At 35.9% G+C, this 18,119-nt stretch carries 14 protein-coding genes and 1 rRNA gene; 9 read left to right on the top strand and 6 right to left on the bottom strand.

Going from position 1 to position 18,119, the window contains the following annotated elements:
• Positions 1-366: 366 nt before the first annotated feature.
• Genes Q4489_RS01515 through Q4489_RS18270 form a run of 3 tightly spaced genes read right to left on the bottom strand, consistent with a single transcriptional unit; the run spans position 367 to position 1,280 of the window.
• Positions 367-840 carry a hypothetical protein gene (locus tag Q4489_RS01515; RefSeq protein ID WP_303476177.1) on the bottom strand — a complete coding sequence of 158 codons (474 nt, stop codon included), beginning with the start codon at positions 838-840 and terminating at the stop codon, positions 367-369.
• 36 nt (positions 841-876) lie between these two features.
• A complete protein-coding gene (locus tag Q4489_RS01510) occupies positions 877-1,041 on the bottom strand; it encodes a hypothetical protein (RefSeq protein WP_303476175.1) in 165 nt (54 codons plus the stop codon).
• A 5-nt stretch (positions 1,042-1,046) separates the two neighbouring features.
• The gene (locus tag Q4489_RS18270) at positions 1,047-1,280 is read right to left on the bottom strand and encodes an RNA polymerase sigma factor (RefSeq protein WP_368389579.1); all 234 of its coding nucleotides are present in this window, start codon (positions 1,278-1,280) and stop codon (positions 1,047-1,049) included.
• A gap of 465 nt (positions 1,281-1,745) precedes the next feature.
• On the opposite strand from Q4489_RS18270, the gene fusA reads away from it, so the two are divergent.
• The 8 genes from fusA (at position 1,746) to Q4489_RS01470 (ending at position 13,506) form a co-directional block, all read left to right on the top strand.
• The gene (fusA, locus tag Q4489_RS01505; protein WP_303476173.1) at positions 1,746-3,836 is read left to right on the top strand and encodes an elongation factor G; all 2,091 of its coding nucleotides are present in this window, start codon (positions 1,746-1,748) and stop codon (positions 3,834-3,836) included.
• A gap of 301 nt (positions 3,837-4,137) precedes the next feature.
• Positions 4,138-5,385, top strand: a complete 1,248-nt coding sequence (locus Q4489_RS01500; protein ID WP_303476171.1) for an HlyD family secretion protein — start codon at positions 4,138-4,140, stop codon at positions 5,383-5,385.
• Between the two features lie 384 nt (positions 5,386-5,769).
• Positions 5,770-6,183, top strand: coding sequence for a hypothetical protein (locus tag Q4489_RS01495; protein WP_303476168.1), 414 nt, complete (start codon positions 5,770-5,772; stop codon positions 6,181-6,183).
• Positions 6,184-6,231: 48 nt separating this feature from the next.
• On the top strand, positions 6,232-8,379 hold the full coding sequence (locus tag Q4489_RS01490) for a peptidase domain-containing ABC transporter (protein ID WP_303476165.1): 2,148 nt from the start codon (positions 6,232-6,234) through the stop codon (positions 8,377-8,379).
• 293 nt (positions 8,380-8,672) lie between these two features.
• Positions 8,673-8,852, top strand: coding sequence for a hypothetical protein (locus tag Q4489_RS01485; RefSeq protein WP_303476162.1), 180 nt, complete (start codon positions 8,673-8,675; stop codon positions 8,850-8,852).
• Between the two features lie 643 nt (positions 8,853-9,495).
• Positions 9,496-11,613: a winged helix-turn-helix domain-containing protein gene (locus tag Q4489_RS01480; protein WP_303476161.1), complete on the top strand. Its 2,118-nt coding sequence runs from the start codon at positions 9,496-9,498 to the stop codon at positions 11,611-11,613.
• 386 nt (positions 11,614-11,999) lie between these two features.
• Positions 12,000-12,623 (top strand): fused MFS/spermidine synthase, encoded by a 624-nt coding sequence (locus tag Q4489_RS01475; protein WP_303476160.1) that lies wholly within the window; start codon positions 12,000-12,002, stop codon positions 12,621-12,623.
• Positions 12,616-13,506, top strand: a complete 891-nt coding sequence (locus Q4489_RS01470; RefSeq protein WP_303476157.1) for a spermidine synthase — start codon at positions 12,616-12,618, stop codon at positions 13,504-13,506. The genes Q4489_RS01475 and Q4489_RS01470 overlap by 8 nt, the downstream gene beginning before the upstream one ends.
• A gap of 1 nt (position 13,507) precedes the next feature.
• Here Q4489_RS01470 and Q4489_RS01465 read toward each other — a convergent pair whose 3' ends face one another.
• Entirely contained in the window at positions 13,508-14,116 is a 609-nt protein-coding gene (locus Q4489_RS01465) for an FMN-binding negative transcriptional regulator (protein WP_303476155.1), read from the bottom strand.
• 371 nt (positions 14,117-14,487) lie between these two features.
• Between Q4489_RS01465 and Q4489_RS01460 the strand changes: the two genes are divergently transcribed.
• A complete protein-coding gene (locus Q4489_RS01460) occupies positions 14,488-16,371 on the top strand; it encodes an SUMF1/EgtB/PvdO family nonheme iron enzyme (RefSeq protein WP_303476152.1) in 1,884 nt (627 codons plus the stop codon).
• A gap of 37 nt (positions 16,372-16,408) precedes the next feature.
• On the opposite strand, the gene rluF is transcribed toward Q4489_RS01460, so the two are convergent.
• Both rluF and rrf read right to left on the bottom strand, forming a co-directional pair.
• Positions 16,409-17,263 (bottom strand): 23S rRNA pseudouridine(2604) synthase RluF, encoded by an 855-nt coding sequence (rluF, locus tag Q4489_RS01455; RefSeq protein ID WP_303476151.1) that lies wholly within the window; start codon positions 17,261-17,263, stop codon positions 16,409-16,411.
• A gap of 628 nt (positions 17,264-17,891) precedes the next feature.
• Positions 17,892-18,006: ribosomal RNA gene (gene rrf / locus Q4489_RS01450) — 5S ribosomal RNA — on the bottom strand.
• Positions 18,007-18,119 lie beyond the last annotated feature (113 nt).

The following is an 18,119-nucleotide window of genomic DNA, read 5'->3' as shown; positions in this document are numbered from 1 at the left end:
AGAAGATGGTGTCAAAGAACGCTGAATTTTAAAAAAATCACTTCTATTTCACTCTTCAATTTGACGTTGATGTATACCTGGTTCAAAATAATACGTTTTTCCTTTCTTAATTACTCCTAGCAATCTTGATCCTTCTATTCGAGATTTAGTAAGCATTCCATTGTGGCCAGATATGAAAGAAACCTTTCGTTCTCCATCAACATTAAAAGGAGATAATATTAACGAGTCGCACTGCTTTGCATAGGCTCATTCGAGCAAAAAACGAACGACACAAACATAAACGCATTAAATATATATTTCATTATTATTTCCTTGTTGACTTACTATATTTTCGATTAAAAGCCGACGCTTTTTTAGTAGCTCAATTTACTCTTTCAATGAGTTCGCTTTCAAAAGCTGACCTTCTATTTCTTGCACTTGTGAAACTAACCTAGCTTGACTAAAGCTTGGGTGAACATTTTGTTTTAATTGTAATTCCAATAACTGATTTGCTAATAACAATTCATCAAGTTTCATTTCAAGCCGCTGGTTTGAAATGAAAAGCCAACCTAAAGCCAGAAAACAAAAAGCTACCGCAAGTGTTGCAGATGTTTGCCATAGCATGATCTTTTTCTGTTGAGACGCCTTTTTCTTTTTTGATGTTGCCTGTGCATTATATATATTCGGCCACATGCCCACTGGCGGGGATTTTAACTCCATCACTTTAACGTTTGCTCTTACCTTCGCAAACAATGCAAAATCAGCTTGGCAACTTTCGCAGCTATTTAAATGACTAATTTCAATATCGGCCAACTTCTCTCCGAATCTACTGTTACATATATGCATATTGTTGCTTTCCATGTTGAGCTCTTAGTTTCTTTAAACTTCTTGCTACTATTAATTTTGAATAACTTGCTGAACGGCCAATTCATCATGACTATATTGTTCAACAATAAATAACCAAATTATTAATCGTTCATGACTTGAAACATTACAAAACAGGTAATCAAGCAAATTCTCTTGATCATAAGGTTGCTCCTGATTTACTTCGTTAAAAATCAATAACGTTAACTTTCCGTAGGTTTTAAGTTCGGTTTGTTAAATGCGATGCGTTTAAGCCATGCAATAAAGGTGAAAGTTGGTGTGTAGCTTAGAATATTTTCAAATGCACTAACGAACGTAACTTGCATTATGTCGTCTGCAGTCTCTTGAACATTACAAATCTTACATATCGCCGTGTAAATATGAGAAGACCAATACTGATAACATTCCTCGAACGCTTTTTCATCACCTTGTTTCATTTTATCAAATATATTTCATCCCACTCAATCAAATCATTTCCCTTTCGCATAACTGTATATAAATAAACAATACATGTTACATATTCGTCGCAAAGAACTTCATAAATTGTTAATCCATCGCATAAACACCACTACCTTACCTTTATAATCTAAAGATCTATTTAACTTTTTATAACTCCCCGTACTACAAAGAATGTACTTTCCATTTGACTTATAATTAAAACTTTTTATATTGAAAACAAAATTATCTGAATGTGTTCTTTATACAAGTTTAAGCACCATAAAAGTTAAATTTATGCTTACAGAGCTGAACTTTTGTAATTAACATCGTACTTCTACAGACGCCTTAATCTTTACCTAACGCAAAAATTAAGATTACAATTTTATACCGATAGTTATTTTTGTTTAACGTAACTTCTGGTATACTCGCGCGGTTTTTATTCACTAACCCTTTAGAGCAAAGCAATGTCAGATTTAAGCAAATACAGAAATATTGGTATTTTCGCTCACGTTGATGCTGGTAAAACCACAACAACTGAACGAATTTTGAAACTTACAGGTAAAATCCATAAACTTGGTGAAGTTCACGATGGTGAATCTACTACAGACTTCATGGAACAAGAAGCTGAGCGCGGTATTACTATCCAATCAGCTGCAGTAACATGTGAGTGGAAAAAGCACCGTTTTAACGTAATTGACACTCCTGGTCACGTTGATTTCACCGTTGAAGTATATCGTTCATTAAAAGTGCTTGATGGTGGTATTGGTGTATTCTGTGGTTCTGGTGGTGTTGAACCGCAATCAGAAACTAACTGGCGCTATGCTAACGAATCAAAAGTAGCTCGTTTAATATTTGTAAACAAGCTTGACCGTTTAGGTGCAGATTTCTACCGTGTTAAAGACCAAGTAAAAAATGTACTTGGCGCTCGCCCACTTGTCATGACTTTACCAATTGGTGAAGAAGATGACTTCGTTGGTGTTGTCGATGTTTTATCTCAAAAAGCGTACATTTGGGATGATTCAGGCCAACCAGAAAACTACGAAGTTCAAGATATTCCTGCCGATATGGTAGACGACGCTGCAATGTATCGTGAAGAATTAATCGAAACTGCTCTAGAAGCAGATGAAGATTTATTAATGGAATACTTAGAGGGTGAAGTTACCCCTACTGAAGAACAAATCAAAGCATGTATTCGTAAGGGTACAAATGAGCTAATGTTCTTCCCAACATACTGTGGTTCTGCATTTAAGAACAAAGGTATGCAACTTCTTCTTGATGCTGTTGTTGACTACTTACCAGCACCAACAGAAGTTCCACCACAGCCGTTAACGGATGAAGAAGGTGAACCAACAGGCGAATTCGCTATTGTTGATGCTGATAAAGAACCGTTCCGTGCGTTAGCGTTTAAAATTATGGATGATCGTTTTGGTGCCCTTACGTTCGTACGTATCTATTCTGGTCGTATCAAGAAAGGTGACACTGTACTTAACTCATTCACAGGCAAAACAGAACGTATCGGCCGTATGGTTGAGATGCAAGCTGATGACCGTACCGAGTTAACAGAAGCACAAGCTGGCGATATTTTAGCTATTGTGGGTATGAAGAACGTTCAAACAGGTCACACATTATGTGATACTAAGAACCCTTGTACACTTGAAGCGATGGTATTCCCAGAACCAGTAATCTCAATTGCTGTTGCGCCAAAAGATAAAGGTTCAACTGAAAAAATGGGTATTGCAATTGGTAAAATGGTTGCAGAAGATCCTTCTTTCCAAGTTGAAACTGACGAAGATTCAGGTGAGACCATCCTTAAAGGTATGGGTGAACTTCACTTAGACATCAAAGTAGATATCTTGAAGCGTACTTACGGTGTTGAACTTGAAGTTGGTAAACCACAAGTAGCATACCGTGAAACAATTACTCAAGAAATTGAAGATTCTTACACGCATAAGAAACAATCTGGTGGTTCTGGTCAATTCGGTAAGATTGATTACCGCATCAAGCCAGGCGAGCAAAACTCAGGTTTTGTTTTCAAATCAACTGTTGTTGGTGGTAACGTTCCTAAAGAATTCTTCCCTGCTATTGAAAAAGGCTTCAAGGGCATGATGGATGAAGGTGTTCTTGCTGGTTTCCCTGTATTAGATGTTGAAGTTGAACTATTCGACGGTGGTTTCCACGCGGTGGATTCATCTGCTGTTGCATTCGAAATCGCAGCTAAAGGCGCTTTCCGTCAATCAATTCCAAAAGCAGGTGCACAATTACTTGAACCAGTGATGAAAGTTGATGTGTACACGCCGGAAGACAATGTAGGTGACGTAATTGGTGACCTTAACCGTCGTCGTGGTATGATCAAAGACCAAGAAGCTGGCACTACAGGTGTTCGCATTAAAGGTGACGTACCACTTTCTGAGATGTTTGGTTACATTGGACACTTACGTACAATCACTTCAGGTCGTGGTCAATTCTCTATGGAATTCAGCCACTACTCAGCTTGTCCAAGCAACGTAGCTGAAGAAGTAATTGCTGAAGCAAAAGCACGTAAAGAAGCTAAATAATTTAGTTTAAATACGTCGTAATTAAAGCCTCGCAAATGCGGGGCTTTTTTATGTTCTTTGCTTTTTTCTACAGTATGCATAGCACCTTAATTTCTCATATAAAGTTAAATAACCTCGCACAATATATTCACAACATTAATACAACCTCTGATTATTTTCATAGAAATCAATAAAATAAAAACAAATACACTTTTTCTTAAGTTAACCTCTCTTGCTCAATACACATGAGATGTCTACCTTAATTTGACAGCAGATATGACCGAGATCTGCAATGACCAAATTTAGCAATTAAGGAAGATAGGTGTCACAACTATTTAGAAAACAAGCAGTAGACGCACAAGGACAACGCCTCGTTGGCTCAGTTACCTTAGCACAACCAATGCCGCTTAAACTAACCGTGTTTGTTATTTCGGTAACGGTATTAATTGCTTTAATTTTTCTGTTCAATGCCGAATACACAAGAAAAGAAACTGTTGTAGGTTTTTTAAGGCCGAATAAAGGACTCATCAAAAGCTTCTCAGAGAAAACCGGCACAATCAAAGAAGTGCTAGTATCGGCTGGACAGTTAGTAGAAAAAGGAACCCCTTTAGTATCTATCGTCAGTAACAGAGCCTTAGAAAATGGTGAAGATGTTAATCAACAATTGATTAAAGACGTTGAACTACAAATAAGCCTTCAAAGCCAAGAACTCTCTGAGTTACCTCTGTTAGAAAAACGTGCTACTGACGAGTTAAATCAGCAAATAGTATTAGCACATCAATCGTTAGTGGCATTACAAGCACAGAAAGCGTTAATAGATGAAAAATTAGCATTACTAGAAAAGCAAACACTTCAGCTAACGTCACTACATCAAAAAGGTTATATTTCAACTCTCGATATACAACAACAACGCGAACGGCATTTAACAGTCAAACAAGAATCAGAACAGCTAGTGACTGCACAAGTTAGCTTACATCAAAAGATTAGCCAATTAGAAAACCAGCAACTTTCGCAACCATTTGAATACGCTTCTAAACGCAGAGTATTACAGCAACGTATTTCTAGCTTTAATAGTCAACTAACTAACATCAAGAATAACTTTAGTCATGTGGTTAAGGCGACGCATAGCGGTATTGTCACTGATATCCATATTTTACCCGGCGAAACACTAAATAAAATCAGACCTCTTTTGACTATATTGCCACACAATTCCTCATTAATCGCAGAACTTATGCTCCCTACGCGTTCTGCAGGCTTTATTGGAGAAGGTGATATAACTTATCTGCGATTTGATGCTTTTCCACATCAACGCTTTGGCTTTATTACTGGAAAAGTTACTCGAGTAGATAATGCCTTAATCACCCAACAAGATGTCAATTTTCCAATCAGCATTACCGAACCAGTATACCGCCTTCAGGCAGAGTTAAATAAACAGTTCATTGATGTTTACGATAAAAAGCTACCGTTAAAAAGTGGCATGATGTTTCAAGCAGATATTGTTCTTGATAAACGGTCTTTATTTGAATGGGTTATTGATCCAATTCTCAGCGTCAAAGGGAAATTAAGGTAAGCATATGTTGGCAAAATATTCATGTATGGCGTACGCCTTATTAAAATTAAAAACACTGATTGTTGATACCCCTTTAAAATTTTCATTACTTACTGGTCAATTTTTCATTGCATGTATATTTTTATGCCATGGGAATAATCCTTTACTAGTGCTGTCAGCTAGCCTGTTGGTGATCAGTAACATTTTAATCATATATTCAATAAAACGAGATTCCCCATTATTTTTTTCATTAAGCGAAGCCGCAACATGCTGTACCTTTGTTTTATTCTTTACTGCTGTCTCTGATTTAATGCTGCATGGATTTTGGCTTTTCTACAGCGTGTTATTAGTACTTTATATGTATTTTATTCAGCTGATAAAAGTAATAGAAGAGGATCAATAATCATGATGAATTTCAGCGTGATCTATCGTGTAAATCATCTATTTAACAGCCTATTTCTATTGCTTGCTGTAAGCCTGCTATCTCCTGAAAATAGTTTGTACTTTATTTTTATTGGTGTTTGGTTAACGCTCTGCTTACTTGATGTATTTCTAATCTATCGAAATGCCAATATATTATTATTTTCACGCATGAGTACGGACGAATTTATTATTCACCATCGCACAGGGAAGATGACCTACTTGCCAAAGGCAAGTCTGCATGTTCAACGATATCTATGTTTTTACCGAATATATTTAGTCAACGAACAATTAACTAAAAGGTTTTATTTTTTTTCATGTCCAAATTTCAAAATTGATTTCGCACCAATTAACTATAACAGCCTGAAAGATCTGCTTATTGCAGGCGAACAGCAATAACACATAAGTAAGAACATAGGTTCACACATTAATATGGGGTTTAATTAAATGGATTTAGCTGCTAATACAACACAGTTACTTGAGTTTTCAACAAAAAAAAGAGTGCCATTAATATTACAAGCAGAAGTAGCTGAATGTGGTTTAGCTGCAATCGCAATGGTGGCATCATATTTTGGTCACCAACTAGATATGCAAGCGATGCGAAGTCGCTTTTCAGCAAATCTAAAAGGAATGAACTTACAGCAACTTATTGAGTTGTCTGACAGCTTAGGTTTAGCAAGTAGACCATTGCAATGCCCATTACAAGATATTCACAAGCTTAATTTACCTTGTATTTTACATTGGGATATGAACCACTTTGTTGTATTAACCAAAATAGCTAAAAATAAATTTTATATAAATGATCCTGCACTTGGTAAACGTGTTTACTCTAAAGAAGAGTTTAGTCAGCATTTTACCGGTATAGCACTAGAACTTTCTCCAACCTCAAAGTTTGAAGCTCGCATTGAACATCAAAAAATGCGAATTTCACAGTTGTGGAGTAATATCACTGGGCTGAAATCAGCCTTGTTGAAGCTATTATGTCTCTCATTGTTTTTACAAATTTTTGCACTCATGACTCCCTATTATATGCAATGGGTAGTTGATGAAGTACTCATTAGTTACGATAAATCATTATTGGTTGTACTTGCTTTCGGGTTTGCACTATTAGCGATCGTAACTGTAGTGACAAATACCATTAGAAGTTGGTTAATTTTACGTTTATCTAGCATGCTTAATATGCAAATGGGCGTTAACTTACTTCGCCATTTATTGCGCTTACCAATGAATTACTTTGAGTCGAGACATATCGGTGATGTTGTTTCTCGCTTTGGTTCCCTTAATCAAGTGCGAGAAAGAATGACCACTGGCATCGTAGAAACAACGGTTGATGGGCTAATGTCAGTCATCGTGCTTGTTATGATGCTAATGTATTCTATTAAGCTCACCTTAATCGTGCTTGCTGCAATAGCGCTGTATATTATTTTCCGGGTATCTTTATATCAACCCCTACATCGAGCAACTGAAGATTCCATTCAAAATTCAGCAAAAGAACAAAGTAATTTTTTAGAAAATATAAGGGGCATACAAACTATTAAGCTATTCGGCAACGAAGCTCAGCGTCAAGGTATCTGGCAAAATCGATTTGCCGAAGTTATTAATGCCGATATTCACCTTGGAAAGTTAAAAATTGGTTTTGAAAACTTCAACAAAGCGTTGTTCGGTTTAGAAAATGTATTAGTCATTTATTTTGCTGCAACAGCAGTTATGGGCAATGAGTTATCTATCGGAATGGTACTAGCCTTCATTGCATATAAAGGACAGTTAACGCAAAGCATCACAAACCTTATTGAACAATTGATTCAATTCAAAATGATGCGTTTACACTTAGATAGAATTGCTGATATTGCCCTATCAGAAACAGAACAACACCGAGAGTCTTCATTTCCGATAAAACAAGGAATGCAAGAACACGCTGGAGAGCTTCGTTTAGAGAATGTTTCCTTTTGTTATAGTGACGATGAGCCACCTATTATTAACAATTTAACTTTTACGATAAATACGGGTGATTGCATCGCCATTACGGGTGCGTCTGGCTCTGGTAAATCTACTTTGGTTAAGCTGATGTTAGGCTTGCTTTCCCCAACTTCTGGGAAAATATTTTTTAATAATCAAGACATCACACAAATAGGACTTAAGAATTATCGTAAAATTATTGCCGCGGTTATGCAAAATGACACGCTATTAGCAGGCTCTATTGCTGATAACATTTCCTTTTTTGACCCTGAACCAAACTATTTGAAAGTTGAACAATGCGCGCAATTAGCCGCCATTCATCAAGACATTTGTCAGATGACCATGGGTTACAATGCACTCGTTGGTGATATGGGTGCTTGCTTATCAGGCGGTCAGCAACAGCGAATATTACTCGCTAGAGCATTATACAAGAAACCCAGTATTCTTTTCTTAGATGAAGCAACGAGCCATTTAGATAACGAAAACGAAATTAAAATATGTGAAAAAATTCAAGATTTATCGATGACTAGGATCATGATTGCTCACCGGCCAGACACCATTAAGCATGCAAATAAGGTATTAACATTAACCAATGGACAACTCATAGATATATCACAACAGCATTTGCAAAGCTGTTAAATAACGGTTTTGCATTTACACCCGGTAAGGCATCAACCTTATCAATTTAATTAACCGAATAATCGAAAATAAAAGGAGTTATATAATGAAAACGTTAAGTAAAAAAGATTTTCATGACGTTACTGGAGGTAATATACATACCAGCCTTAATAAGGATATCGGTGTGAGAATTCAATCTTTACACATATATAGAGTAAATTATCGAATCAGTGGCTATGTTAAGCCTCATGCTAAATTACGCTACTAGATAACACGTTACATACCTAACCAAATAATTTTATAAGGATTTTAAAATGACTAATATAGATAAATCACAATGGACAATGATTATCGGCGGTAATAATACTGATCAGCCGCATCACCCAGGCTTTGCCGCAATGCAAGAGCTACCAAGCCCTGCACTTCGACTCCCTGAAGACTACGATCCGAAAACCCCCATTAACGGCAATATTTTATTAGCCTTTAAACGTTGATTTTATCAGTGTTGAGTTGGTGAATGAATCAACATAAAGTCAGCGGATGATAATAATCTCTTGTTTGCTGACTTTACACACACCAAACCACACATACTAGAGTGTTTATTTAGAAGTTTTAAATAATACAACCACTATTAATATTCAATTGGTTCTAGTTTTTACTTTTATGACAAAAAAACAAAACCCATCAGTATACCAATTTGTAACCAAAACAATGGGCGTATCATTAATGATACTCGGCCTCTTTATACACATTCGTTATAGCTTACTGCTACTGGCTATAAATTGTACAATTTTAGGATTTTATTTACTCACCGCTAAACAAGTAGTGTCAAAAATTTACCATGTGCTCATAACTAGCTTTGCCCTACTACTTATACTCACTACACGAATTACATGGCTTACTATTTTTTACGCATTGCTGATGGTATTCATACTAAGTTTATTTTATTACAAGTGTATAAAACCCTATTTTTAACTCATTCCTATTCTTAGCCGATAAGTATCGCCTTGCATTTCCACCCCTGAAATGTTTTGATACAAAATGACCAAATAACATTTATTTATATAAATCAATAAGATTGAACATTTGTATAATTTTTGTAGTTCGACGGGCATCAAGGGAAGAGAGTGCTGAGCTGTGGAAAAACATCATTTAATTAAAATAAAAAATTGGATTTTTGATCCAAGTAATAAAACCTTAACGTTTCAAGAAAGTGAAAATAATAAGCAAGCTAAAATCGAAACGTTAGAATCAAAACATGTAGCTTTATTAAGCTGTCTTATTGAACATCAAGGTTCAATAGTCTCTCGAGAGCAACTTGTTAAGATTGTATGGAAAGATAGGTATGTAGATGATCGAACGATTAACGCTACGATCTCTAGATTACGAAAAATTTTAGGTGGTGAGACCCAAGAGTTTATTAAAACACACCCGAAGTCAGGCTACAGTCTACACTGCGTAACCTCTACTATTTTAATCAAGAAAGTTGATCAAAATCTTCCTAATAAACCTTCCAGTATTCCATTACAGAAAAAATTCACGCTAACGCTTATTATATTTTTAAGTTTACTCACGGTTTTGTATGCAATTGATCAGTCGCAAAAACCTTTAGAAACGCAGACAGAAACGAATTTAGAAATTATTCCCTTAACGTATGAAGAAGGTTGGGAGTTTGAACCATCTTTAAACGCAGATGGTAATTTACTACTGTATACAGCACTCGATGAAAAAAAAGATGTCTATATTATAAAAATACAAGACTTAAGTAGTAGGAAAACATTCAGCATACAAGAGAGTTATGATGCTAAAAGCCCTATTTGGAGAGATAAAAATACAATTTACTACATTACTTACGAAAGGAATCAGTGCGATATATTTTCAATAAAACTTAATCAAGATTTAACGTTTTCACATAAGCAATACATCACATCTTGTGGGAAGGTAAACTATTATACTGCATTAGCATTTAGCGCGAGAGATAACTCCCTTTATTTTACTTACAAAGAGTCTAATGAGACGAGCACCTACATAAAGAAAATTAACTTATCTACTAACTTTGAACAGAGAATTACCACCCCACTTTCGACGTTTAAGGGCGATAGTTACGTAAGACTAAACAATAACAATAGTAAACTAGCTTTTATTAGACATAATGATGATAACTCTAGTTCAATAAATATATTAGACTTAATCAGTGGAGAACTACATAAAATCAATTCCTTAAGCTCAAATATATATGCAATCACGTGGGCTCATAATTCAGATATATTGTATTACATCGACGAAATGCATAGGTTAATGGAATATAAATTATCTTCGAAACAATCAGTTCAGATATTTAAGCATAGAGAAACAATAACCGATCCCTCTAGTGTAAGTGATGCTCATTTAATATTGTCTATTGGTGATATTTATGACGCAAACATATTAAAATTTGACACATTAACTCCAAACCCTAAATTAAAAAAAGTCATCTCTTCTTCTTTTAAAGATCACACTGCTGACAGCCATACAGTCGGAGGACACAGTAAAATAATATTTGTTTCTAATCGTTCTGGTAAATACCAGCTTTGGGAAAGCTCACAAAATGGATTAAAACAATTATCACACTTTAAAAGCAAAGAAACGTATATAGAAAACATTTTAATAGCGCCTAACGGTCAAAATTTAATACTAAAAAAAGATAATAGTTATGCAATTTTTAACATTGAAAAAAATTCAATTTCGCAAATAAAAATTAATAACTTTAATTTTTCAAGCGCTATTTGGAGTTGCGATAAAGCGTCCAATAGTATTTTTATAGTAGGTACATCAAACAACAACTGGCAATTAATAGAATATAATTTAAATTCAAAAAAACATAAAATGCTAACTCACGGTATTACTTCGATAAAAGCAAATTGCAAATCTAGAATTTACGCATTTTCGCGCCAAAATCAGAGAGGTTTTTTTATTAGCACCGGACAGCTAAACCCAAAAAGCACACATCATTATTTTAAAAACTATAGCTTTCACGATCAAAGCAGTTGGACTATCGCAGATGAAAAGGCGTATTTATTGTCTACAGAAAGCGATATTGTGCTTGAACTAAATTATTTAGATCAAACAGAAAGCAACTTACACGTTACAGGAGCAAATATTCACTCCGTGCATTTTAAAGACAACACACTTTTTTTCAATAACTTAAAACCAAGAAATAATTATATAGGGAAAGTTGTATTACCAAATAATAAAAATACAACAAATCCACAATAACAGTTCACTTTTTTATTCATATTCTAATTATTGATTTTAACAATGAATTATTAAGGAAGAACAATGCTTTTAATGGAACTAATATGTAGTTTAATTTTAAATCCACAAAATATAGATATAAATAACAGTATAGATTTATCAAACACTGTGAAGCCTGCTAGTTATGAAAAAAAACTGACCGACAACTATACACAGAGTAACAAAAAAGGCCGAGATACAGTTAGAATAAACAAAGAATATATAAAAAAGAAAATTAAATAAGGTTATGTAACTGCTTTGTTGAGTCTTAATCAAAGCAGTTACTATTATCTTTTATACTTCATGTGCATTCTTTGCTAACTTACGGTAGTCTTTTCGATCTAATAACATAAACGCAATAACTTCACATGGCTGTATCTTCAAAATTTCATAACCCGTTAGTATACGCACTTGCCTTTTCTTCAGGCTTTTCCATCATGGGCATTGAGCTCTTAGGTGGTAGAATTCTTGCCCCATATTTTGGTAGTAGTGTGCATATTTGGGGTAGTATTATTACCGTTTTTATGTTGAGTTTAAGCTTAGGTTATTTACTCGGGGGGAAACTATCTACACGTAATGCATCGTTAAAGCGCTACGGCATAATTTTTTTGACAGCAGGGATCACCGTGCTGCCAATTGCTTTATGGGCACCAAATATTATGGAAGGTATTTTTATAAATATAGAAGACACTCGCTATGGTTCATTATTGGCCTCAATGGCATTGTTTTTTATACCAACCGTTATTTTGGGCATGATATCGCCATATTCTGTACGTTTATTAGTAATTGATAAAGAACGTAGTGGGCAAGTCGCAGGTGTGCTTTATTTTGTATCAACCCTAGGCAGCGCTCTTGGTACTATTATGACGTCGTTCTATTTTGTTCTATGGTTTGAAGTAAACAATATAATTTTTGCCTATAGCTCTTTACTGGTTTTGCTGGGTTTACTTGCTATTACTTTTTATTTTCAGGAAAGATCTCGTCATGCGTAATTTAATTTATATCTTGTTTCTATTCATTATAAGTGAGCACACCAAGGCTGAAGTTGTGCACCAGGAACGTTCGTTATATCGAAATATCCTAGTCGAAGATAATTATGATTTGCGTTGTTTAAAGTTTAATGTAAAAACCAGTAAAACTAATCAAAGTTGCCTTTATAAAAGTGAACCTAATAAATTAGTTTTTAATTATACTAAATTACTATTTTCTAGTTTACTTATGTTAGAAGATTCGCCGAAAAGTGTGCTTATTATAGGTCTTGGTGGCGGAACAATGTCTAATATATTACATCAATTGTATCCTGATGCTCGAATAAAAAATGTTGAAATAGATCCGGCAGTTATTAAAGTCGCACGCGAGTACTTTGACTTTTACGAAAATGAACATGTCACCTCAAAGGTGCAAGATGGGCGTATTTTCATCAAACGCGCAGGCCTTAAAAAAGAACAGTATGACTGGATTATATTAGACGCTTTTAATGGAGATTACATACCAGAGCATTTATTAACCAAAGAGTTTCTTGAAGAAACAAAAAAATTACTGTCACCTAAGGGTGTATTAGCTGCAAATACCTTTTCGATAAGTAAATTGTATGAACATGAATCTGCAACCTATCATGCTGTATTTGGAGATTTTTTTAATGTTCGTAATCGAAACAACAGTAACCGAATTATCCTAACAACGAAAATGGAGTTACCGAACGGATCTACACTCGCGACCAGAGCAAAAGCACTTCGACAACAGCTCAAGCCATTTGATGTCGACATCATCGATATCACAACTTACATCACATCAACAGCCGATGATAAAGATTGGCCAGGTGACACAAAAATACTAACTGACCAGTTCTCTCCTGCTAATTTACTCAATTATTAAGTTATGCAGTACCTAACCCTACTTGCCATTGAATCATCAAGGCAAGTAATGCTTGGCTATCTAATGTGCCAGTTTCTGAAAGGCCGTTAGTGACTCCTTTTTGATCCTCGTCACTTCTATGCTGGCCTAGTTTGGCTTTAGCATCAATGTGATCAATTGTCATAGAAAAACCAACAATGCCTTTTAAAAGCTTTTCTTGGTATTCAGGCGTCACCACATCGCGTTCTTCCAGTAATGAAGGTTCGTACTTTTCCATCAATTTATCCAACGCTATTACGGTGTTTACATCATCAAGCAATGTTACTTTGCCTTTAACATGCACACTCGCATAGTTCCACGTTGGTACATTGGGAGGTTTGTTGTACCAAGTAGGTGATATGTATTCATGTGGTCCATCAAAAATTGCTAAGCACGGTCCTTGTGCTACTTCTTTCCAATGTGGGTTCGCACGCGAAAAGTGGCCAATCAATCGCTGCTTTTCTTGATCATAATAAAGGGGTAATCGCGTTGCTTGTAATGAAGGAGAAACTAACGTGACAAAACTATATTTATGCAGAAAGTTGTCAATTAAAGACGGAGCAGGAAATTGCATTCGTGACGGTACATACATTGAGAAGCCCTTTTACACCTAAAAACTATTATTAAATACAGTAACAGCTTATCTATTTTTAATCTTACTTCAAAATATTAGTTAGAACACCAACGCGTTAATAAAAATACTTTTGCTGATAGATTCACAACAATTGATAATGTAACGCCATTGTTAACTGTATTTCACGCATTTAAAACTTTCTCATTTATGCTAACCTACAAATCAAGCGTTTCAATTATTAGCACTTGCGCTTTGAGTTCTTAACAAATATGATTGAAACTATTAGAATTATATCAATGATTAAATTGAAGTAATTCCGTAAGTTAAAAATGTTTTATTACATGATTAATTTATGGCTTAACATTCGAAATCGTTCAGGAAAAATAAACATGCGCTTGGCTTTACTCGCACTAACGGTTGGCTGTATTTCAGTTGGCTCACAGACATTAGCTTTTGAATCAGTGTCTTCGGGCTACAACTCGGTAGAAAGTTTAGAACTTCAATTGAGTGACAAAGAAGCTGAATATTCTGCTTTCATTAATACATTAAACTCGTTGAATGAACAGTTTAATGCAGAAACAGAAAAATTAGCCCTACTTCGAAGTAGGGGAGACGAACTAAAGAAAGCACGTGCTTTAGCATTATTAAATATGAACGAGCAATACGAAGCTCTCGTTGATAATCCTGAGCAAGATATAGCACAAGCCCAATCAGCCTATCGTCAAGCCATTCAGAATCAGAAACAAAATAAAGATGACATTAAAAGCACTGTTTCTTCAATTACAAGCTTAAGGAAGCAACTCGCTGATGCAAACTTGCAACGATTTACATTAGCAAATGCTCGTGAAGCATTAGTAGAAGAAATTAGAATTTCACGTGTTAAGCGTCTACAAAAAGAGTTTGATAAGCAAGACCAAATTCAAACATCACAATCTGTCGCTTGTGATGCGCAAGAAACATTAAAACAATGTATTACTCGTAGCAATCAATTAGCAAAACAAAAAGCCTCAAAACAGTTTGTAGACGGTTTATTTGCTGGTGCAACTGAATCAAATAAAATTAGTCAAAATAAAGACAATTCCGCAGCTCAAGTTCGTTTAATAAACCATAAAGTAGAATCAGGTGAATTTAGTGGTCAAGGTAATTATTCAACAACAGTTACAGTAGAGCTGCAAGGTTCATTGCCTAATGCTGAAGCATGCAAATTACTTGACTTATCTACACGTTACTGCACTTATGATAAAGAGCATGCACAAATAGCCCCTGTTAATGTAGATGCAGGTAACACCATTACGCTCAATGATGAGGGCGTAATGTACGAGCTCACTATTCGCTCTGATCAATATGACGATGAAGTGTTTATTGACGGTGTAAGCTATGGTTCAACAAAGTTATCGGTCATGCTTTCAGCTGGTTTACATGACATAGTGATCACTAAACCAGGCTATATGGACCACCAAGAACAAGTACGTTTAAACAAAAACAAAACAGTAAAAGCGGAACTTGTAAAATCGGCTATAAATTTTGCTAATGGCGAGCCTGTTCAAGATATTTTACCTGGAGATGAGTTAGGTCCTGAGCTTATTGGTGTTCCAGCTGGACGCTTTCAAATGGGTGATTTAAAAGGTGCAGGCTTAAGTAATGAAAAACCAGCAAGAGGTGAAGAAATATTACGTTCCTTCGCAATTGCACAACATCAGATTACAGTTGGTGATTTCAAGCGGTTTGTAAAAGCGACTAATTATGTTACCGAAGCTGAAAGTGAAAATGGTTGTGCCGCTTTTATCGATGGGAAACCTGCATATAACAGCGTGTTAAATTGGCGTAATCCGGGCTTCAAGCAAGATGATGAACATCCTGTTGTTTGCGTTAGCGACAACGATGCGAAAGCCTATTTAGCATGGTTAACTAAACAAACCGATCGTACCTATCGCTTACCTACTGAAAAAGAATGGGAATACGTAGCACGCGCTGGTAGCGTTGATAACTACTGGTGGGGTAGTGACATTGGTAATGGGCGTGCAAATTGCGCGTATTGTGGCAGTAAATGGTCTAATGTAAGCACATCACCGATAAAATCATTTAGACCGAATAGACTCGGCCTTTACGATACCGTAGGCAATGTATGGGAACTTACTAATGGTGAAAAAGTAGTTGCTCGAGGTGGCTCGTGGAATTTTGCCCCTAAACTTGCAAGAACGTCTGTTAGATTAGAATTAGCACCCGGCTTTCGTTCGAACTATGTTGGCTTTAGAGTACTTCGTGAAAATTAATTATAGACAACTTTACTGAACTTATATGAAGGAGCGATTAACGCTCCTTTTTTGTTTTTAATGACAAAGTACTTTTCTTTGCTGGTTTAGGTTTAACATTAACAGTGATTTTTTCTTGAGTTTTTTGTTTATGTGTAACCGTACATGAATCTGTATTACCTGCTGTTTTAGTCGATCCTTTTAACGCGTTATTGATCGTTGCCATTTCTTCTTTAGTTAAATTTCGCCACTGCCCTGGCTTCAAATGACCAAGTTTGACGCTCATTATTCGATTTCGTCTTAACTTCGTTACTTCGTAACCTAAATACTCACACATACGACGAATTTGTCTGTTAAGTCCTTGTGTTAATATAATTTTGAAGACAAATTTACTTTGTGGTGTGACTTTACAAGGTTTAGTTATCGTCCCTAAAATCGGCACACCTCGTGACATTCTTTCAATAAAGCGTTCACTGATTGGCGTATCAACTGTTACAACATATTCTTTATCATGAGCGTTTTCAGCGCGTAGAATCTTATTAACGATATCCCCATCGCTTGTTAGGAAAATAAGCCCCTCAGATGGCTTATCTAAGCGCCCTATTGGAAAGATGCGTTCACGATGACCGATAGCATCAATAATATTTCCTCTAACATGTCGCTCAGTAGTACAAGTGATCCCTACCGGCTTGTTATAAGCAATGTACACACGATCTGATTTATTTGACGGCATCGAACCAACACGTTTTCCATCCACTTTAACCTCATCGTCGGGTAATACTTTTGTCCCCAACTCTGGAACCTTTCCGTTGATTGTTACTCTATTTGCTTCAATCAATTTGTCAGCTTCTCTACGAGAACAATAACCAGATTCGCTAATGTATTTATTAAGTCGCTTTCCTATTACAGTCACTGTTTTTCCATGAAATGAGTTTATCGTTAATTGTATCTCAAAACGCAAAAAACCCGTAGCTTTCGCGATGGGTTTCTTTTAATAGAAGCCTGACTCAGGCTCATGATTTGGCATTTTGCACTTGGTGGATAATAGCGTTTCTTAACTCAAGAGCCACGCGACCATCGCGCTATTGCATTGACTATTGGGCTTACGGCCTGGGTATTTGCCCATAGTTTCAAGGATATTTATCCTGACTTAATATTTTCATCCCTAATGCAAAAAACCCGTAGCTTTGGCTACGGGTTTCTCTAAATAGAAGTTTGATTCAGGCCCGCGAATTCGCAGAGCTCATTCGGTTAAAATGGGCCAACATGAAACGGTTCATCTTGTCTGTTAACCATTTCAACCCTACTCTCGTGAGAGTACTCCATGTATTTTGTCCATAAAAAAAAGCTTGATGATGTCCTACTCTCATATGGGCGTTACTTATCACATGAGTCACACTACCATCGGCGCTATTGCATTGACTATTGGGCTTACGGCCTGGGTATTTGCCCATAGTTTCAAGGATATTTATCCTGACTTAATATTTTTATCCCAAATGCAAAAAACCCGCAGCTTTCGCTACGGGTTTCTCTAAATAGAAGCTTGATGATGTCCTACTCTCACATGGGAACTCCCACACTACCATCGGCGCTATTGCATTTCACTACTGAGTTCGGCATGGGGTCAGGTGGTTCTACAATGCTATTGTCATCAAGCATAAACTTTTTCGTTTACTTACGTAAACACAATCTTGGAATTCTGATATCTATCGTTATTCTAATTCAAGGCACAGTACGTGACTTTCTATCAAACATACCTAAAACATTTA

Source organism: Thalassotalea sp. 1_MG-2023 (assembly GCF_030546745.1).
Classification (GTDB): Bacteria; Pseudomonadota; Gammaproteobacteria; order Enterobacterales; family Alteromonadaceae; genus Thalassotalea_C.
This window is presented reverse-complemented; position numbering and strand designations above follow the sequence as displayed.